Origin of the sequence: Paenibacillus cucumis (ex Kampfer et al. 2016) (assembly GCF_019748695.1) — a bacterium.
In the GTDB taxonomy this organism is placed as follows: Bacteria; Bacillota; Bacilli; order Paenibacillales; family Paenibacillaceae; genus Paenibacillus; species Paenibacillus polysaccharolyticus.
Genome location: NZ_JACLIC010000009.1, coordinates 66,853 through 85,937, shown reverse-complemented (window position 1 = coordinate 85,937; position 19,085 = coordinate 66,853). Strand labels below are relative to the sequence as shown.

Below are 19,085 nucleotides of genomic sequence, written 5' to 3'. Positions count from 1 at the left end.
GATGAGAAGAAGGAACGGAGGCACGATGATGAACGAAGAATTATTGGAGCAACTGGAAACTTGGCATGAGCAAGACGAGTACGAGAAAATTGTAGAAGCAGTGCAGGAGATTCCTGCGGAAGAGAGAGACTATGAGCTAGTGAATCACTTGGGCCGGGCTTTAAACAATCTGGAGCGTTATGAAGAAGCTGTGGAGCAATTCCTGACCGTGGCCGAAGAGGGAGCAGATGATCCACTCTGGCAGTATCGCGTTGGACTGGCTTATTACTATCTGGAACAATACGACAAGGCAGAGCAAGCTTTTGAACGATCCGACGAGCTGGAGCCTGGGGATGAAGATACGCTGGAGTTTCTGGAATGGATTCGAAACCGGGACGATGAGGAAGAAGAGGATGAGGACGCGGACGAGGGCGAGGGCGAGGGCGTAACGGGTGAAGATGACGAAGACGGTGAGTTGGAAAAAATAACAGCCGAAGAGCAACCGGTGGTGATCTCTTCTATACCTTTAGTCCATGATGATCCAGTACCCGTATCCGGTGAATTCTGGAATGACAGTGAATTGGCTCTGGAGCAGTATGTGTCTGATCTGCCAAGCGATGGCTTGATTGAATCGGTGGAAGAACAACTTGTATTCCGCTTGCCTGCCTCTTACATTGAGATGATGAAGGAGCATAACGGAGGCATTCCATATAACCGCTTTTTCCCCGTGACAAACGAAGAGTCTGGAGAAACCGGACATGTCGAGATTGAGGGGATATTAGGTATTGGCCGTGAGAAGCGCCATTCCCTGTGCGGTGAAGAAGGAAGCTGGGCTGTGATTGAACGTGATGGTTATCCCGAGATTGGGGTGGTCATTGCGAAAGCGTCTGCCGAAGCAGGGGTTGTCATGCTGGACTATCGTTCCTTCGGCAATGATGGTGAGCCAGAGGTCGTCTACGTAGATAAGAACCAGCGAAAGATTACACCGCTCGCACCGAACTTTGAAACGTTTATCCAAGGGTTAACGCGATAAACACTTTGATGGACAACCGGGTTTACGCCTTACGTGCCAAAAGATGAAAAGCAGTTACAATTAAAAAAACATCCTAAATGAACGAGAAGCCGCAGGGTGCACCCCCATGCGGCTTCTCGTCTGCGGTGTACCATATGTTGCAATGCCTTTATCTGCCATTGTTGTAGTTTACAATCCTCAATCGCAGATTCGAGGATGTTTTCCCGTACGTTCTTTCGTTATTATGCCGGGAATCCGCCGCCTGGAGGCGGCCATGCGCCATAGAAACGGCGAAGCAGCACAATCTCGCCGAGATGATAAGAGTTATGTGAGGCGATATTGCGCAGTAATCCACCTTTGGTTTCGCCTGGGAAAAAGAGAAGCGGATCATTCAGTTGTGCGGTTTCTGCGATGGATACGCCTTGATCAATTCCGCCCAGGAATGCCTGAATATCCTCTTGCCAAGTCGCTTCATCCTGTGGGCCTGTCTCTACCGGCCAGCTCTCGCTTACGTTGGCTGGCATCTGCGGCTTGCGCCCCTCAACATGCTCCAGCATGAAATTCTGCCAGTAGTGCATATGTTTAACCAATTGATAAATGGTATAGGGCATAGCCTCGTGCGTACGTCCCGCCAGCTCCACATCAATATCGGGCAGTGCTTTGGTTATGCGAATATGTCCGCGCTCCCCTACGAGGGATTTAACAAGGGCTTGTCCAAAACTCTGATTTACATCTGACATGTGTGATCTTCCTCTCTATAAGAACAGGCTCTGGCCTGTCATTATGTCCATTATACAATTAAATTGCAGAAAATTAAAAAGTGGAAACAGGGACCTGATTTGGAAAACACGTATGATATAATAGTATAAATAAAAATCAAGACCTCTGGGTCGAGGAGGAAGCTCCTGTGAAGGTCATTCTGGTTGATGATGAACGCCTTGCGTTGATCGGACTGCAAAAGTTATTAGAGAAAGAAGTAAGCGGCATTCAGATTGCTGCCAGCTATATGAATCCGGCTGAGGTGATGGCAGGTGTTGTGCTGCATCGGCCGGATGTGGTATTTCTGGATATCCATATGCCAGAAATAGATGGAATGGACTTGGGGCGGCGAATTCAGATCGCGGTGCCCGGTACTGAGATTATTTTTGTCACCAGCTATGATCAATATGCAGTTCATGCCTTTGAACTTCAGGCATTGGATTATGTAATGAAGCCCTTGCAGACGGAACGTCTCAAGCGGACGTTGCAACGTGTGCGGGAGAAGCTTGCCGTCAGATGTGAACAGCGAGTGATGGATACAGAAGTTCCCTTGATCTGCTGCTTCAATCAAATAAGCTTTAAACTGCCAGGCAAAGAGCCGCAGATCGCCAAGTGGCGTACCAGCAAAGCTCAGGAGTTGTTTGCCTACCTTCTACATCATCGGAACCGGGTTATTTATCGCAGTGTGCTGCTGGACCTGATGTGGCCGGGAATGGAAGAAGAGAAGACAGCGCATCAACTCTACACTACGATGTATCATGTTCGTCAGACATTGAAGGCTTGTGGTATGGATATGATTAAAATTCAAAGTGCGCATCTGGAAGCGGGCTACAAGCTTGAAGTGGGGGATGCTCAGCTGGACAGTGAGCAGTGGGAGCAGGAGATGAAAGCATGGGGGGAAGTGCAGCCCGGAACGGTTCAAGCTTATGAACAGGCATTATATCGGTACAAGGGCACCTATTTTGGACAATACGACTTTATTTGGGCTGAACCTGAGCGGGAGAGATTACGTTACCTGTGGTTGTACCATATGAGACAACTCAATCTCTATTATCTCAAGCAGGATGAGAACGAACGTGTAGTCGAGAACATGCAGCAGATTCAGCAGATGTTACCTGACGAAGAAGAAAGCTACTTCATGCTCATGAAACTATATGATGAGATAAATCATGACCTTGGTGTAGAAGAGCAATACCGGCTCTTAATGAGCAGAATGGAGCAGGACTTGGGCATTCCAATTAGTGAAGAGATTCGTCATTGGTATCGTGACTGGAAGCTGGGCTTAACTGAGCCGGGGCAAACGATGGGATGAAGGCACAGGATAAAGGATGGGTAAAGCGTTATCACTACATATGGATAATGTTGGCTATTTTTGCTGTATTGCTAGGTACGCGTTGGGTGTGGTTTCAGTTATTTCCGATTACGGATGAACATCGCGCCGTGAATGGCGTCATTGACTTGCGAGGGGGCGATCTGGAACAGTCTCCTGTGATGTATCTGAACGGAGAGTGGGAGCTGTACTCGCATGAACTATTAACGGGTCAGCAGCTTATGAACAAAGGGGAGAATGCCAAAGGAAAGCTTGTTCGGGTTCCAGGGGACTGGAGGGAAGAGCTTAAACCGGATGGGGGAAATTCACTTGGATATGCGACATATCGATTGCGTATTTTGACTGATCCACTTCAGACATCCGTGACCTTCTGGTTCAAAGATATCCGCAGTGCATCCGATGTCGAGATTAACGGAGAGAACGCTTATCGTATGGGACGAGTGACGGACAATGAAGTGAGCTATGTACCCAGGGGCACGGCTTTTACAGCCACCTATGATCAGGAAGGTACGACATCCATTGAACTGCTTGTTCGTGTAGCCAATTATGACAGCCCTTATAAGGGTGGGATTAGCAAACCTGTCCGTTTCGGCTCGGAAGCTGCTGTAGAATATGCGCGCTGGTGTTCCATTGGTTTTCAACTGGCGATCTTTCTTGTGCTGATGCTGCATGGAATGTACGCCTGTATTTTGTATGCTTTCAATCCGCAAGAGCGGGGCTTGCTGGTTTCAGCTATTCTTACATCTTCGGTTGGTTTCATTATTATGGCTGGTCATGATAACCTCTTGATGCTGTGGCTACCGATAAACTATACATGGGGAGTCAAGCTGCGGGTCATCTGTGTAATGTTGCAAAATGCTTGTATCCTGCTGTTATTCCAGAGACTGGCTCTCGTTCATATCCGAAAAAAATGGCTTCAAATTTATGCAGCTGTCACTTTAGCTTATATTGCTGTCATTCTGGTCGTGCCTATCAGCGTTGTTTATGCGATGAGTCATTACTATGTGATTAACCTGTTCACTATGATCTCAGCGTTCTGGTTCTTTTCAATTGTAGCAACGATGATCTTTAGAGTATCACTGGATCGGGATACGGTCTTCCTGCTTCTAACTGCTGGAGGTATTATATCGAACCTGTTATGGAGTGCAGCGGGGAGGTTCGGGGGCGACATGACCGTTTATTATCCGCTGGATATCGTGTTTGCGATTACGGGATTTTCGGCCTATTGGTTCAAAAAGTATTTTAGAAATGCCCACGAAATTATAGAGTTGAATAAGGAGCTGCAAAAAGGTGACAAGATCAAAGACCAGTTCCTCGCGAACACATCGCATGAGCTGCGAACACCGCTGCACGGAATCATTAACATTGCTCATAATGTCGTTATTCGGGAAAAAAGCAAGCTTGAAGCGCGCAGTGTAGAGGATATGGAGCTGCTTATTACGATCGGGCGCCGAATGTCTCATCTGCTTGGCGACCTGCTGGATGTTGTACGACTTAAAGAGCACCGTATTACACTGCAGTGTTCTCCGGTATCCGTGCAATCTGTTGTGCCTGGCATCATGACGATGCTGGGATACATGGTTGAACGAAAGCCGGTGCAGCTGCAAATGGACATTAAAGAAGGTTTCCCTCAGGTCATGGCCGATGAGAAGCGACTTGTGCAGATTATGTATAACCTGTTGCATAATGCCCTTAAACATACAGAGGGAGGTACGATTACGGTAAGTGCCGAGCTTATTGAGAGCCATGCTCTAATTCATGTTGCCGATACAGGTACAGGTATGGACGAGGAAACGCAAGCGCGAATTTTTCTTCCGTATGAGCAGGGTCCCTATGATGAACGGGACGGACAGGGCATCGGGCTTGGATTAAATATCTGCAAACAGCTTGTTGAGCTGCATGGCGGATCACTGTCCGTGAGTTCCATGCCAGGGGCGGGCTCAATTTTCAGCTTTGATCTGCGGCTGGCTCAGCCAGCCGAGCAGGGAGATCCGCAACCGCAGCTGGCTGAGCCACTGCCTGCCGTGTGGGAGCAAAGCTCCAAGATGATGGAGGAAGCATTAAACGGCTTTGTGTTACAGCATACTGCTTCAGAACATGCCGAATCCGCAGCGGCAGAAGAAATGCCCCCTCTTTTGCCAGAAGGAAAGTCATTCATTCTGGCTGTTGATGATGACCCGGTTAACCTTGAGGTGCTGGTCAGTATTCTTTCTAATGAGCCTTGTCTGATTACAACCGCTCGTTCAGGGCAGGAAGCGCTGGAATTATTAAATACACGCCAGTGGGATTTATTGATTACGGATGTAATGATGCCTTACATGTCGGGATATGAGCTGACCCGGAAGGTGCGTGAGCAGTTTTCCATGTCAGAGCTTCCCGTGCTGTTGCTCACGGCTCGAAGTCAGCCGCCAGACATTTATACCGGATTTGCGTCCGGAGCTAATGATTATATTACCAAACCGGTGGATGCCGTGGAGCTTAAATACCGGATACGAGCACTGACGATGCTGAATAAGTCTATCAAGGAGCGGCTGCGGATGGAAGCGGCCTATCTGCAGGCACAGATTCAGCCTCATTTCTTGTTTAATACGCTGAATTCACTGATGGTGCTGAGCGATATAGATACGGATCATATGCGCAGGCTGGGAGAAGCTTTTTCATCTTACCTTCGCATCAGTTTTAACTACCTCAATACTGGAGAATTAGTGAGGTTGTCCCATGAGTTGGAGCTCGTCGAAGCGTATCTGTTTATCGAAAAAACACGATTTGAGGACCGGCTGTCTGTTGTCTTGGACATGGAGTCTAATCTCACGCTGCGTCTGCCTCCTCTATCCATTCAGCCTTTGGTGGAGAATGCGGTTAAACATGGTTTATTAAGCCGTACTGCCGGAGGAACGATATGGTTGAGCATTAACCGGTGTGAGGGTTACACCCGAATTGAGGTCAAGGATAATGGCAAAGGCATGCAACCTGAGCAAGTCGCCGCATTACAGGAAGCTTCCTGGAGCAGTAAAGGCGGGATTGGGATCGCGAACACAAACCGTAGATTGCTCCAGCGTTATGGCCGCGGACTAACCATTGTAAGTGAGCCGGGCAAGGGGACCACGGTATCTTTCGAGATTCCTGACAGTGAAACGGAATAACCCGTAGCTACGGAGTTCCGTTTCGGATCGAATAGCTAAACTCCTAACCTCCAAGGAATACTCACGTATGACCAGAATCGTTGAGCGGAAAACCTGCAGGTAGGAGCCAAGGATAAAAAAGGCTGTTGAAGTCAAACTTCCAGCCTTTTTATGTTGTTTAACAGTGGAATGACACAATCCCCAAATTTTAAATATTTCTAATGTTTCTCGCGTATGTTAGTATATTTAACATCAGAAGCATGAGCCGTAGCAGTGTGGGCTTGTGAACGTTGCGATAGTAGGTGGATTAAGGGATGCGCAATTGGGTCAAAAACGAGAATGTGCAGATGGTTGCCGTTGCATTGGCTACGTCCGTAGGTGCACAGTTCAAAATTAATCCCTTTCGGGAAGATTATTTCCGGATCGGCCTCGGGGTCAGCATTCTTTTGTTTTTGCTGATGATTATGCCCCATTTATCTTATATAAAAACAGGAATCCTGACGGGGCTAGCGAGCATAGCTTTCCAATCGGCTGATTTGATTCACCATATACACACCATCTCCGTACTAGAGAGCATGCAAGATAACCTTGGAGCAGGTTTATACTATGTGGTCTTTGCCTATGGGCTAAGCAAGCTCAAACACCGTTTTCATGAAATTCCCCCGCTATTGCTTGGTGGTATCATCACCGGTATAGATTTTTCCTCCAACCTGGTGGAGTTATTCGTGCGAGGTGTGCTGGGCGGGACGAATATTTTTTATATGCGTGAATGGCTCTATCTGCTGATTGTAGGTGGTTTGCGAAGTTACTTTGTCATCGGGCTGTATAACAGTTTTGCGGTCAGACAGATCAGGCTCCTGCATGCAGAACAGGAAAAGCGGATCGAACAGATGTTAAGTGTGAATTCGGGACTGTACGGCGAAGTTTTTTACCTGAAAAAAGCGATGAATACGATTGAAGGTATTACGGCTAACAGTTATGAGCTATATCGTGATCTGCGTGAGCAGGACATGAACGAATACAGCCAGCGAACCCTGGGCATTGCTCAACAGATTCATGAAGTGAAGAAGGATTCGCAGCGGATTCTGGCCGGATTGTTGAAGCTTTATGATAACGAGAAGACGGTCAATATGAGTCTGTCGGAAGTGGTACATTTTGCAGGCAGGGCCAATCGGAAATACAGTGAGATGTTGCACAAACAGGTGAAGATCGAGATTGAACAACAATATGAAGGGGAGTCTCCATACTACATCCCACTGCTTACGGTCATGAATAACTTGCTGGCTAATGCGGTTGAAGCAATTGAGCAGGAGGGCATGATCCAAGTACGGGTGTTTGAACAGGATGCGGATGTGCATTTTGTGGTGACCGATTCGGGAAAAGGTGTACCTGACGCGAAGCGCGGGGTTATTTTTGAACCCGGTTATACGACCAAGTTTAATGAAGTGGGCATTGCTGCCACAGGTATTGGTCTCTCCCATGTACGTGATATCGTTCAGTCGCTGGAAGGACAGATTCAGGTAGAAGGTGCTCCATCTGGAAGGGGTACGGTGTTCACAGTCATGATCCCCAGGGTCAATCTAATGAAGGAGGCCGATGCCCATGACACTTTCGATCCTGATCGTGGATGATGATGTGGTGAGCCGCAGCATGCTACAGGATATCATCGAGAATTGTGGAACCGGGGAGCTTACGGGTATGGCCGAGGGCGGTCTGGAAGGACAGCGTATGATTCTGGATCTCAAGCCCGATGTCGTATTGATTGACCTGTTGATGCCAGATCAAGACGGGATTGAAACCGTGGCGAACCTGAAGCAGAGCGGCTATAACGGCAAATTTATTATGATCTCACAGGTGGTCAACAAAGAGATGGTGGGAGCGGCCTACCAGAAGGGGATTGAGTTCTTCATTCACAAACCGATCAACCGGGTGGAGGTAGAGCATGTGCTCAATAAAGTGAATGAGCAATGGAAGTATGAGCGTTATGTACAGGAGATCAAACAGTCCATGGCTCGCCTGAATCTGGTAGAAGCTCCGGCCCTGGCTCCTGCTCAGACCCGAACGGTGCGAGATTCGGCGCGAAGCATATTAATGGATCTGGGCATCATCGGTGAGAGTGGGAGCAAAGATATCATAGCCCTGATGGAGTACGCTATTGAGCAAAAGCAGGCCTCTGAGCTACCGCCGCTGAAGGAATCCTATGAAGCTGTGGCTCAGAAGTACAAGCTAACGCCCAAGGAAGTGGAGAAGGAGTGCAAGGCGATGGAGCAGCGCATCCGCAGAACGGTTCTGACGGCACTGACAAATCTCGCCTCCATTGGGCTTACGGATTACAGCAATCATAAATTTGAGCATTATGCGCCGCTTTATTTTGATTTTCAGGACGTGCGTATGAAGATGCGGGCGATGGAAGAAGAGCAGGCGAGCGACAACAAGAGCAAGGTAAACATCAAGAAATTCCTGCAAGTATTCTACATGGAGACAGTAGAGAAAATAAATAGCTAGAATAGTAAGTGAATAAAATCCATATCACAGCGCAGGTATGTGTAAGTCAAAATTCTAGAGACCCTTTCCAAGGGTCTTTTTTTATTTTTGTGTTATATAAAGTTACATAAAACGAGGGTTTTTCATATAATTATTTAGAGTTTTGTACAAAAAAGTAGTCAAAAACAACATTGTGTTAATTTATTTTTCATATGTTGTTAATAAAATGTGTAGGATTGCGTAAGTTCTCGTAGGTGTAGAAATACAATACGTACATAAATACAAATGATCGATTCGGTCGATTCCAATCTAATCAGGAAAAGGGGTTTTTCCATGAAAAAGGTAGCATCCATCGTTATGGCTTCAGTTCTTGCTCTGGCACTTAGTGCCTGCGGCACAGCAAAATCAGGAGAAGACAGCAGTGCCCAGTCTGCAAGTGGATCGGCAGTAACCAAATATACATTTGGTACGGATGCAACATATCCTCCGTTTGAGTTTCAGAAGGATGGAAAATACGTTGGGATCGACATTGACCTGATGAATGCCATTGCGGCAGAAGAAGGCTTTGAGGTAGAGATCAAGCCGATGGATTTCAAAGGTATCATTCCAGCCATTACAGCAAATCAGTTGGATGGCGCAATTGCAGGCATCAGTATTACGGATGAGCGCAAAAAGGTTGTAGATTTCTCCGAACCGTACTATCAAGCTGGACTGTCCTTAATCGTGAATGAGGATAACAACGACATTAAGAGTCCGCAGGATTTGAAAGGTAAAACAATTGCGATCAAAAAAGGAACGTCAGGTGCGAATCTCGCTGATGAATATGCGAAGACCTATGGCGCAACCGTGAAATATTTTGATGATAGCCCATCCATGTATCAGGAAGTAGCGAATAAAAACGCGGATGCGACACTCGAAGACTTCCCGGTGGTTTCTTATAAAATCGCTGTGGACCCTAACTCTAAACTTAAGATTGTTGGTGACCGCTTGAACGGTGACTTCTACGGGATTGCTGTAGCTAAAGGCGATGCTGAATTGCAGAAGAAGATCAATGACGGACTGAAAAAATTGCAGGCAAACGGCGAATACGACAAGATCGTTGAAAAATATCTAGGAACAGCAGCGAAGTAGAAAGGAACGGTGGTACGGATGGATTCCTCCTGGCAAGTCATACTGGATGCATTGCCTCTTCTGTTAGAGGGAACGGTCGTTACGTTAAAAATTGTTGTGATCTCGCTCATCTTTGCAATGGTGATTGGTCTGATCTCCGGCTTGATGAGCACTTCCCTGAATCGGTTGTTGCGACTGGTGGCTTCGCTTTATGTGGATATCATCCGTGGCACACCGCTTCTCGTGCAGGTATACTTCATTTACTTCGGTCTGCCGGTGTTTCTGGATATGCGCATTCCGGCCATGACGGCAGGCATTATCGCGGTTAGCTTAAATGCTGGTGCATACATCTCGGAGATTTTCCGGGCAGGGATTGAATCTATTGGCAAAGGGCAGCATGAGGCAGCAAGGTCACTAGGCCTAAGTCGTTTCAAAACCATGTGGCTCGTGGTACTGCCGCAGGCAACACGGCGTATGATTCCTACTTTTGTAAACCAGTTTATTATTACGATTAAGGATACTTCGTTATTATCAGCGATAGGGATTGCGGAGCTTACACAGAGCGGGGAAATTATCGTTTCCGCGAACTTCCGGGCATTTGAAATCTGGGGTACAGTCGGTGTGTTCTATCTGATCATTATTGTGCTGTTATCCCGGGCATCCCGATTCATTGAAAGGAGGTATGCAATCCGATGATTATTGTAGAGAACTTAAGAAAGCAGTTTGGTGCGAACGAGGTGCTGAAGGATATCTCCACAACGATTCGGGAGCAGGAAGTAGTATGTGTCATTGGCCCTTCGGGGTCTGGCAAAAGTACTTTCTTGCGCTGCCTCAATCTACTGGAGGAGGTCACGTCAGGCAAGGTCATGATTGGCGAGGTGGAGGTTACCTCCCCGAAGACCAATATCGACGAGCTACGCACCAATGTGGGCATGGTATTCCAGCAGTTCAATCTGTTTCCGCATCTGACCGTGCTAGAGAACATCATGCTGGCGCCCAAACATATCCGGAAGCTGAGCAAAGCCGAAAATGAGAAAAAAGCAATGGAACTGCTTGGTAAGGTAGGGCTGTCTCAGAAAAAAGATGCCTATCCCGATCAGCTGTCCGGTGGACAGCAACAACGTGTAGCCATTGCGCGCGCACTCGCCATGAATCCGAGTGTGATGTTGTTTGATGAGCCTACCTCGGCTCTTGATCCCGAGATGGTCGGGGAAGTGCTACAAGTCATGAAAAACCTTGCGCATGAAGGCATTACGATGATTGTTGTGACACATGAGATGGGCTTTGCCCGTGAGGTCGCAGATCGGGTGATCTTCATGGACGGCGGTTATATTGTCGAAGAAGGCACGCCAGAGGAACTTTTTCAGAATACGCGTCATGAACGAACCAAGGCATTCCTGGGTAAGGTGCTGTAACGCGCAGAAGAGAAGCCGGAAAAGGCTACCTTTTTCCTCCGATAATCAAAAATAAATGAACATATCCCTTACGGGCAAACCATGGACTTGAGCACATCTGATATGATGAACTTAAACAGGGTTGCTTGCAGGGGATTTTTGCTGTTGTGCATAATAATTATAAAAGGTCTATATAAGTAGGAGTGTCCGTGTAAACATATAGATAGATTCATCAGTTGTGTCAGTACATATCATGACCAGGGAGGGCATGGGTTTATGGAGCGAATAACTCAGATGGATAAAGTAATCTTCCGAGCACATCTGATACAGGCCATCGAAGAGATTAGGGAGCGGGACCAACTGGAGTATGAAGAGATGGGCTTGCTCATTGAACCTGCTCCCGAACTGGACAAATCGCTGAACGGTGCAGACGAGATGATGCGGTTGGTTGTGCTTGCTCCGCAGAATGTAGAGCATCGGCAATTTACAGTGGATGAGGCCGTGGATCTCCTATGCTGGCATGCCCCGTTGGTTCCTCTATGGATTGATGTTTCATTGGTGGAAGTTGAACAGAAGCGGGCTATATTTAGACTGGTCTGCAGTCTGCGTCTGCGTAAACCCACACAGCTTCTTCATGCGGAAACAGGGCATGCTCCATTCCGGGTGGTAGTATCCGATAAGTGAGAATATAACCATGAATTGAACAGGAGGTTTCCTATGAGTAACAGCTCCAATGGAGAATTAGAGGTTATCGCTATTTCGAATGTACAGCATGTAAAAATACACGGTAGAACTACGACCGTGCGGTCACCATTGACCTTGTTTTGGACAGGTAGTGCAGTCGAATTGAACGTACAGGGTGCGGAATTTTGGGTTGAAATAGAATCCTCCTATGATCTGCTTGAGCCCTGGATCAGCATTGTTATCAATGGTGTTCCGGTAAGCCGTCAGATGTTAACCAGGGGTAGAGCCTGGATCTGTGTATTCCGTGGCATGAATCCTAATGCGGTCAAAAATGTGCGTATCATCAAGGATGTACAGGCGATGAGTGGTGACCTGAACAACAGTCTGCAGTTTCATGCGCTGAAGGCGGATGGCATGTTCCTACCTGTAGAAGAGAAACCTCTTAAAATCGAGTTTATCGGAGATAGCATTACCTCGGGAGAAGGAGCAATTGGGGCGAAGACAGAAGAGGACTGGGTACCCATGTGGTTCAGTGCACTACACAATTATACGTTCATGACGGCTGAGGCCTTAGATGCAGAGTATCGTGTCATCTCTCAGAGCGGATGGGGCGTGCTGAGTAGTTGGGACAACAATCCGAATGGCAATATTCCGGCGTATTATGAACAGGTCTGCGGTCTGCTGAAGGGAGAGCGAAATGAGCAACTTGGCGCGTTAGAGCCACATGATTTTAGCTCTTGGCAGCCTGATGTTATTGTAGTCAATCTGGGTAGCAATGACGATGGTGCATTCCAGTCTCCAGCGTGGACAGATCCACTGACCGGACAAGTGTACAAGCAACGCCTCAACGGAGACGGGACGTATCATGAGGCGGACTTGGCCAAGTTCGAGAATGCAGTGGAGCGCTTTCTGATCAAGCTGCGAAAAAATAACCCGCAAGCGCATATCATCTGGGCGTATGGCATGCTTGGATCTTCTCTGCTTCCCGCCATCTACCGTGCGGTGGATGCCTATCACGGGCAAACAAGAGATCGTGCTGTGTCGATCCTTCAGTTGCCAAATACGACCGAGGAAACGATCGGCGCAAGGTCACACCCTGGCGATCAATCACATCGCCGGTCGGCTGATGTTTTAACAGAGTACATTCGGCGAATTCTATAATATACAAGTTGTGTAAATGAACTCTCCAACTTATATCGATTCTCCCAATGGTTGTTATATACCCAAGGGTAACGAAAGACCGCGTAGCAGGACGCTATGCGGTCTTCTTCGAGTTGTTTTTATTGAGTCTGGTCGTCTAATTCTAATCAACCATCTGTTGCAAGACTTCACCGTACCTCATATCGGATGGAAACGATCTGCCCAAGCGTCTGGGTACGAATCGTTTTCAGCAGGGTCGGTACGGTGCCCATTGGAAATAAGGGAATACCTTCACCCAGTACTTTCGGGATAATAGCCACCTCAATCTCATCCATTAACTGTTGCTCCATCACAGATTGAACAAGCTGGCCTCCGCCTAAAATCCAAACATCTCCCTCGAAAGACTGTTTCAGCTGGGGAATGAGTGTTTTTACGCTCTCGGTTGTGAATTGTACATGCGGTGCAGGTGGGTGTTCTGAGCGAGAAAGCACATAAGTCGGACGATCTGCATAAGGGAAGTCTCCCGGCATGGTAAGCACTGCCTCGTACGAGGAACGTCCCATAACCACACTGCCAATCGTTTCATAGAATGTGGCATAGCCGTTATCGCCGCCATCACCTTCCACATCAAGCAACCAATCGAACGTACCATCCAATCGGGCAATATATCCATCCAGGCTCATGGCAATGTAAAGAATCGTTTTTGAATTAGAAGTATTCATCGTTCATCGCTCCCTTCCTGTGATACCTGTAAGATACACCATAACTATGACAATACTTGACGTAGTTTAAATGCTTATTTACTTAAAGTACAGCCAAGGAGGGAGCTTGGAAGCATGGATAAGCAATGAACTACCGCACCGTTTATCCCTGGAGCGGGCTATGTTTCATTTCATAGATTTTCTGGAGTATATGCAGGTTTTCTTCCTTCGCCGCATCGGACTCGGCATGTACATAACCCTCGACAAGTCTGTATCCGAACACGAACAGAATCATCTCGTGTACACAGTGGTCGGCGAGTGGAGGAGCATCGGCATATTCCGCAAAGCCCTTATAATACGCAGGAACACAGCGCTGATAATATTCCACCATATGCTCAATATCGCACTCATCGGCAACCAGGCTTGCGATATCCTCTCCAAAGTATCCCCACCCCGATGTATCCCAATCGATGAGCGCGATGTTCCCATCGGCATAGATCAGATTGGTCACCCAGAAATCCCGATGGTTTAACACAAGTGGCAACTGTTCGATACGAGCGAACATTTCGTCCGAGTGTTCATCCATATCAATCAACATTTGCCGGATATGGGGTGGGAATTCGCAGTCTTCAGAACGGATGTAATTATAAACGACAGGCCATGAGCGATAGTGCAGATACGTATTTTTCATGAGATCGGCATGGCTCAGGTTGTTCAGACTCTTCAGCACTGCGGGCTGTTCTGCGTATAGTTTACCTTGATAACGCCCTAATTCCAGCGCAGCCTGTTCAACCATTTCAATAGACAGATCCAGACCGGACACACCATCGATATATTCCAGCCACAGTTGAAATTCATTTTCCTCGGCATTCATCTCCGCGTAATAACATTTGGGCCAGCGGAAGGTCCCCGAGAATGTTGTTCCGAGGTCAGACATGTACAGATCATATTCCCGGCGCCAGGAACCGGGATCATTATAACGTTCCCATTGTTTCTGAACCTTCAGTACAAGTTGGTAAGGAAACTTTTGGTCATCTTCGGTTTCGGCTGTTCCTGTTACCAGATTGACGTTACCCACAGTTCCGCCATGCAGAGTAGTTGTATGATATTCCGCTACAATAATGTTCTTCTTAAAATATTGGTTTAAAACATGAGTTAACGTTTGCATCTTTATTTTCGTCATCTTCGTCTTATTCATTTCTTCCGACCTCCGCTTTTGTTGATTTGTTTACTCTGAATCCTGTTGATTTTGTTTTTTGCTCTTTTTTCGATGAGGTAGTTCGTTTTGTGTTGTACATACTTGTTCTCTGACTGCTGGGAAATATAATTCTCCCACCGTTCATGCTGTAATGAACCGTCCGCGAGTGCTGAGAGAACTGCACACCAGGCTCGGTCTGATGGCGGCAATCAGTAAAGCGGCACTGAGCGAATAATGCTTCGACATCGGCAAAGCTTGCATGAATACCTTCGTCAGCATCGAAAAGCCCAAGCTCACGCATGCCAGGCGTATCAATAACCATTGCGCCCGAAGGCAACATAAAGAGTTGACGATGTGTTGTGGTATGGCGTCCACGGCTGTCGTCCTCCCGTATGGCCTGCACTCTCATGACGTCATTTTCAATTAATGCATTGAGCAGAGAGGATTTACCCACGCCAGACATGCCGAGAAATACAACGGTTTGACCTGGTGCTAGATAAGTGTCCAGTTCGTTCAGCCCCAAGCGAGTATGACTGCTGATCACGTGAACAGGTACATCGGAGATCCTTTGTTTAACTTCCGTGAGCATGGCATGATCTTCTGTAACGAGGTCTGCCTTAGTCAAAATGATGACCGGTTTACCACCGCTTTGTCTGGCTTGTGTCAGGTAACGCAGAATGCGATTCACATTGAAATCTTGGTTTAGCGAAGAAAGGATAAATACGACATCGAAATTGGTGGCGACAACCTGCTCCACTATCGTTTTGGCATAGCCTGCAGCATGGCCTGCATAGTCTGCGCGCGAGAATTTGGACCTTCGGGGCAGCACCTTAACAATCAGGGAATCACCGATATCGTTGTAGCGCAGCAGGACAAAATCCCCCACACAAGGGAAGGCGGTTGGCATATCTGCCTGATAATAAAATGATCCTTTTAGTACAGCGGTGACTTCACCGCGCTCTGTCATGACCGTGAATTGCTCCCGCCGAAGTTCTGTGATTCTTCCAGGTATTAATCCATCGGGGACCTCTTCTGTTTCGATATATCCGTAGGTTTTTAAATTCATCATGGGTATAAGGTTAGCTCCTTTAAATGTTGTTTTTGGACGCAAAAATGCCGCAAACAAGCAGCCTCTTACGAAGCTACTGTTCTGCGGCATCAGGACGCAAAAAAGATACGACCTTCATCGTATCTGCAAACAGCAATATTCACGAAAGGTTTCTTTGGATGGCATAACAAAGAATACGGGAGTCATCCCGTTTTTTTCAGATATGCCAGCTATTCGGTTTTAATACTGAACCACCATATTCGTATAAGTAGCAGTCATATAAAACCTCTCCCTTCGTGTAAGGAACTTGCTTATCGCTAAGCTTCTTAACCATACCCTGTAATGGAAAATAATTCAATGTTGATTTTATGCAAATTTCAAAATTTTATAAACTACACTATTTATGTTTCTGACTCCGTGATAAGCGTGTGAATTTTGCTTAAATTCGATTTGAAGTAGGTTGTAAACGACCATTCCTTATAGTTGTGCGGTACTTCAATATCATCTATAGATTGTTTGGTCTTCACGGCTTCTGTCACCAGAGCCAGCATATCCTGAATATATCCTTTTACATCATGAAGCTCTTGCAGAGAGCATACCTCTCCATGCCCGGGAATGATTGTCTCCACCCCAAGCTGCTCGATCTGTTCCAATATACGCCGCCACTCCTGCGGGTTGGCATTAGCCAAAACCGGATGGTGTTTGGACAGGACCAGATCTCCTGTAATAACGATTTTCTCTTCAGGAATACACAGGATGGTGTCACTCTGGGTATGTCCCCCACCAAATGTAAGGAGTTGAACGGTGCATTGACTACCGTGAATCACCAGCTGTTGATCAAAGGTTATCGTGGGAACGGAATGTACCAGATCGGGAAGCATCTGCATAAACTCACGGTCACTGGCATTATCCCAGGCCATCTCTCGTTTTAACTTTTCATCGGTCTCTTGCTGCAGTTGTATTTCTTGTTGATGAATCGCCTGATTCATCTGCTCCGTATTCTCCCGATATTGAGCTATTCTTTGTCTTGAAAAGGTATCCATAATCTCGCGGGTAGCCGTTGTCGAGATAATGAGAGCTTCGGGTACAAACACTTGATTTCCAGAGGTATGATCACTGTGCCAATGTGTATTTACAACGTAGGTTACCGGTTTCCCTGTAATAGAAGTGGCTGCTTCTTTCAGGTCGGATGCGGCCTGCGGGGTTAGGAAAGTATCCACGACCATTGTTGCATCGCCCAGATCAATGATGGTTGCATTCCCTAATGATCCTGTTCCTGGAACCGCAATGGCAGCAATGACGTGATCCGTGATGTATTTTAATTGAAAATGCTTGGAGCCTCGAAAGGCTGCAATCCGGTCTCTCAACATCATCTCTCCTGTCTCGGACGACTGTAAATGACGAAGTGCCCTTCACTGGCAGATTCGCCACCTACCCAGCCTACAGGCAGTCCTTGATTTTTATAGATATTAAACATCTCTTCAAAATACGGATGTGGCTCCTTGCATAACAATCGCGCTCTCGCAATCTGAAATAGATCACTGCTGATAATATCAGCAAGGTGGTTAAGTTGATCAGGCTTCAGGCCCAATTCCGGGGCCTGTCCCTCTAATTTTTTCTTCATCATGCCGTAGAAGTCTTGCTCTTCTTCATACAGAATAAATGCTCGGTCGAGGGATTTTTGCTCCTCTCCAGAGGCAGGTGGAATATCTCCTAAGGCGTCTGCGGTAATGTCCAGTAGAAAGTAACAAGGCGGCTCAACGTCTTCTTCCTGATAAAATATCAGGGCTTCCTCCAGATTCGTGAACGAATCTTGTGTCTCGAATGCTGTTCCAGTCACTGCACCGTCATGGGTAACCGAAAGGTAAGGCCCCTTCAATACATCGCCATGTTCTATGTAATCAATAATCTCACGTACATTTACAGGAAAGATTTCTTTACTGGTCATTGTTGGTCTCAACTCCCGACATTTAATGGTAGATGCCTTAATATTCTACATCTATGTGCGGAGAGCCTGCCTGCAAAGCAAAATCATTCAAGGATGCTATAACGTCTTCGCGTTCGTGGAATAGCTCGGATATGTTACAATTTTTCTATGACAAAAAATGACGTAGTTTAGGTGGGGATATGATGAATCAACGCAGGCTGGCGATGATGCGCCTCATGGATTCCAGACATAAGTTCACGGCTCGGGAGCTTGCAGAACGATTCGAAGTGTCGGTTCGAACCATTCAGCGTGATCTGGATGCATTACAGGCGATGGGCTTTCCCCTATACACGGAGGTAGGTGTTAACGGTGGATACCGTGTGCTGCCCAATCGCATTTTGCCACCTCTGCAGCTGACGCAGCAGGAAGCATTAGGTTTGTTTATGATGCTTGAATATTTGGAGATGGTTCCTGATTTTCCGTATGGTTCGATTCGTGGACATCTGGCAGAACAGTATTTCTCTACACTGCCTTCGGATGTACAGGAACGGATTGTAGGGCTACGGGAACACATAGCTTTTATGCAACATCCGGGTGAGCATCACGATTCCCTTACATCGGATCTGTTAACAGCCGCAGTCGAGAAGAAAGTGATTTCATTTTTGTACAACGCTCGCAGTGGCTGGAAAAAGGTGACCGTCAATCCCGTAGGCATCTATTATGAGCAGGGGTATTGGTACATGCCTGCACGGCATAACGATCGCGTATTGTTATATCGTGTGGATCGAATAAAGCAGCTTACAGTGCTGGATCAGATGGATGAATCTGTACCCACACTAAAAGCATGGCTGAAACAGGCAGCGCACACGGATGGCGAAGAGGTTGTACTGCAATTTACAGCATTCGGGGCGAGAATAGCCGCGTCGGATACATTATTCAAGACCGTATCAGATCAAGAGTGGCGCGGCGTTGTGCCACATTCGGAGTTTGCTTTTACAGCGCGTAGGCTACTCTCCTATGGACCCGAGGTCAAGGTGATATCTCCACCAGAATTTCAAGAGCAGGTCCGTACGATGCTGGAGCAAAGTGTAGCGCAGTATAAGGAGGATTAAAGGATATCAGTTTCCTATATGGAAGATATAGGAGTGTAATTCGAAATGCCGGGGCATGACTTAACGTAATCTTATATCGATTCAG

At 47.0% G+C, this 19,085-nt stretch carries 17 protein-coding genes; 11 read left to right on the top strand and 6 right to left on the bottom strand.

Annotated features, from left to right (window positions below):
• Positions 1-28 precede the first annotated feature (28 nt).
• On the top strand, positions 29-1,012 hold the full coding sequence (locus H7T88_RS05670) for an SMI1/KNR4 family protein (protein ID WP_221787689.1): 984 nt from the start codon (positions 29-31) through the stop codon (positions 1,010-1,012).
• 221 nt (positions 1,013-1,233) lie between these two features.
• Here the strand turns inward: H7T88_RS05670 and H7T88_RS05665 are convergent, their stop codons facing one another.
• Complete coding sequence (locus H7T88_RS05665) at positions 1,234-1,731, bottom strand: DinB family protein (RefSeq protein ID WP_221787570.1); 498 nt, start codon at positions 1,729-1,731, stop codon at positions 1,234-1,236.
• Positions 1,732-1,898: 167 nt separating this feature from the next.
• Here H7T88_RS05665 and H7T88_RS05660 point away from each other — a divergent pair, with 167 nt between their 5' ends.
• From H7T88_RS05660 to H7T88_RS05620, 9 genes are all read left to right on the top strand, one after another.
• Positions 1,899-3,062: a response regulator gene (locus tag H7T88_RS05660; RefSeq protein ID WP_221787569.1), complete on the top strand. Its 1,164-nt coding sequence runs from the start codon at positions 1,899-1,901 to the stop codon at positions 3,060-3,062.
• Positions 3,063-3,241: 179 nt separating this feature from the next.
• Complete coding sequence (locus H7T88_RS05655; RefSeq protein ID WP_423246119.1) at positions 3,242-6,223, top strand: ATP-binding response regulator; 2,982 nt, start codon at positions 3,242-3,244, stop codon at positions 6,221-6,223.
• A 293-nt stretch (positions 6,224-6,516) separates the two neighbouring features.
• On the top strand, positions 6,517-7,833 hold the full coding sequence (locus H7T88_RS05650; protein WP_221787567.1) for a sensor histidine kinase: 1,317 nt from the start codon (positions 6,517-6,519) through the stop codon (positions 7,831-7,833).
• Positions 7,805-8,707: a response regulator gene (locus H7T88_RS05645; protein WP_154889831.1), complete on the top strand. Its 903-nt coding sequence runs from the start codon at positions 7,805-7,807 to the stop codon at positions 8,705-8,707. The genes H7T88_RS05650 and H7T88_RS05645 overlap by 29 nt, the downstream gene beginning before the upstream one ends.
• Before the next feature lie 312 nt (positions 8,708-9,019).
• Positions 9,020-9,817 carry a transporter substrate-binding domain-containing protein gene (locus H7T88_RS05640; RefSeq protein WP_221787566.1) on the top strand — a complete coding sequence of 266 codons (798 nt, stop codon included), beginning with the start codon at positions 9,020-9,022 and terminating at the stop codon, positions 9,815-9,817.
• An 18-nt stretch (positions 9,818-9,835) separates the two neighbouring features.
• Positions 9,836-10,492, top strand: a complete 657-nt coding sequence (locus tag H7T88_RS05635; RefSeq protein WP_090923441.1) for an amino acid ABC transporter permease — start codon at positions 9,836-9,838, stop codon at positions 10,490-10,492.
• On the top strand, positions 10,489-11,211 hold the full coding sequence (locus H7T88_RS05630; RefSeq protein ID WP_090923440.1) for an amino acid ABC transporter ATP-binding protein: 723 nt from the start codon (positions 10,489-10,491) through the stop codon (positions 11,209-11,211). Before H7T88_RS05635 ends, H7T88_RS05630 begins: the two co-directional genes overlap by 4 nt.
• Before the next feature lie 255 nt (positions 11,212-11,466).
• Complete coding sequence (locus tag H7T88_RS05625) at positions 11,467-11,874, top strand: hypothetical protein (protein WP_221787698.1); 408 nt, start codon at positions 11,467-11,469, stop codon at positions 11,872-11,874.
• A gap of 33 nt (positions 11,875-11,907) precedes the next feature.
• Positions 11,908-13,035 carry an SGNH/GDSL hydrolase family protein gene (locus H7T88_RS05620; RefSeq protein WP_221787565.1) on the top strand — a complete coding sequence of 376 codons (1,128 nt, stop codon included), beginning with the start codon at positions 11,908-11,910 and terminating at the stop codon, positions 13,033-13,035.
• Between the two features lie 167 nt (positions 13,036-13,202).
• On the opposite strand, the gene H7T88_RS05615 is transcribed toward H7T88_RS05620, so the two are convergent.
• The 5 genes from H7T88_RS05615 to H7T88_RS05595 all read right to left on the bottom strand — a co-directional run bounded on the left by H7T88_RS05615 (position 13,203) and on the right by H7T88_RS05595 (position 17,909).
• The gene (locus tag H7T88_RS05615) at positions 13,203-13,736 is read right to left on the bottom strand and encodes a dihydrofolate reductase family protein (protein ID WP_221787563.1); all 534 of its coding nucleotides are present in this window, start codon (positions 13,734-13,736) and stop codon (positions 13,203-13,205) included.
• 142 nt (positions 13,737-13,878) lie between these two features.
• The gene (locus tag H7T88_RS05610; RefSeq protein WP_260510735.1) at positions 13,879-14,913 is read right to left on the bottom strand and encodes an aminoglycoside phosphotransferase family protein; all 1,035 of its coding nucleotides are present in this window, start codon (positions 14,911-14,913) and stop codon (positions 13,879-13,881) included.
• On the bottom strand, positions 14,906-15,982 hold the full coding sequence (gene rsgA / locus H7T88_RS05605) for a ribosome small subunit-dependent GTPase A (protein WP_260510734.1): 1,077 nt from the start codon (positions 15,980-15,982) through the stop codon (positions 14,906-14,908). The genes H7T88_RS05610 and rsgA overlap by 8 nt, the downstream gene beginning before the upstream one ends.
• Positions 15,983-16,362: 380 nt before the next feature.
• Entirely contained in the window at positions 16,363-17,334 is a 972-nt protein-coding gene (locus H7T88_RS05600; RefSeq protein ID WP_260510733.1) for an MBL fold metallo-hydrolase, read from the bottom strand.
• On the bottom strand, positions 17,331-17,909 hold the full coding sequence (locus H7T88_RS05595; protein WP_221787553.1) for a hypothetical protein: 579 nt from the start codon (positions 17,907-17,909) through the stop codon (positions 17,331-17,333). The genes H7T88_RS05600 and H7T88_RS05595 overlap by 4 nt, the downstream gene beginning before the upstream one ends.
• A gap of 179 nt (positions 17,910-18,088) precedes the next feature.
• Between H7T88_RS05595 and H7T88_RS05590 the strand changes: the two genes are divergently transcribed.
• On the top strand, positions 18,089-19,000 hold the full coding sequence (locus H7T88_RS05590; protein WP_312027584.1) for a helix-turn-helix transcriptional regulator: 912 nt from the start codon (positions 18,089-18,091) through the stop codon (positions 18,998-19,000).
• Positions 19,001-19,085: the final 85 nt, after the last annotated feature.

Bases quoted from the DNA above. Each gene is read 5' to 3' on its own strand.
- H7T88_RS05635 (WP_090923441.1), top strand. From the start codon at position 9,836: ATGGATTCCTCCTGGCAAGTCATACTGGATGCATTGCCTCTTCTGTTA.
- H7T88_RS05620 (WP_221787565.1), top strand. From the start codon at position 11,908: ATGAGTAACAGCTCCAATGGAGAATTAGAGGTTATCGCTATTTCGAAT.
- H7T88_RS05630 (WP_090923440.1), top strand. From the start codon at position 10,489: ATGATTATTGTAGAGAACTTAAGAAAGCAGTTTGGTGCGAACGAGGTG.
- H7T88_RS05595 (WP_221787553.1), bottom strand. From the start codon at position 17,909: ATGACCAGTAAAGAAATCTTTCCTGTAAATGTACGTGAGATTATTGAT.
- H7T88_RS05590 (WP_312027584.1), top strand. From the start codon at position 18,089: ATGATGAATCAACGCAGGCTGGCGATGATGCGCCTCATGGATTCCAGA.
- H7T88_RS05640 (WP_221787566.1), top strand. From the start codon at position 9,020: ATGAAAAAGGTAGCATCCATCGTTATGGCTTCAGTTCTTGCTCTGGCA.
- H7T88_RS05615 (WP_221787563.1), bottom strand. From the start codon at position 13,736: ATGAATACTTCTAATTCAAAAACGATTCTTTACATTGCCATGAGCCTG.
- H7T88_RS05665 (WP_221787570.1), bottom strand. From the start codon at position 1,731: ATGTCAGATGTAAATCAGAGTTTTGGACAAGCCCTTGTTAAATCCCTC.
- H7T88_RS05600 (WP_260510733.1), bottom strand. From the start codon at position 17,334: ATGATGTTGAGAGACCGGATTGCAGCCTTTCGAGGCTCCAAGCATTTT.
- rsgA (WP_260510734.1), bottom strand. From the start codon at position 15,982: ATGATGAATTTAAAAACCTACGGATATATCGAAACAGAAGAGGTCCCC.
- H7T88_RS05655 (WP_423246119.1), top strand. From the start codon at position 3,242: ATGTATCTGAACGGAGAGTGGGAGCTGTACTCGCATGAACTATTAACG.
- H7T88_RS05625 (WP_221787698.1), top strand. From the start codon at position 11,467: ATGGAGCGAATAACTCAGATGGATAAAGTAATCTTCCGAGCACATCTG.
- H7T88_RS05650 (WP_221787567.1), top strand. From the start codon at position 6,517: ATGCGCAATTGGGTCAAAAACGAGAATGTGCAGATGGTTGCCGTTGCA.
- H7T88_RS05610 (WP_260510735.1), bottom strand. From the start codon at position 14,913: ATGAATAAGACGAAGATGACGAAAATAAAGATGCAAACGTTAACTCAT.
- H7T88_RS05645 (WP_154889831.1), top strand. From the start codon at position 7,805: ATGACACTTTCGATCCTGATCGTGGATGATGATGTGGTGAGCCGCAGC.
- H7T88_RS05670 (WP_221787689.1), top strand. From the start codon at position 29: ATGAACGAAGAATTATTGGAGCAACTGGAAACTTGGCATGAGCAAGAC.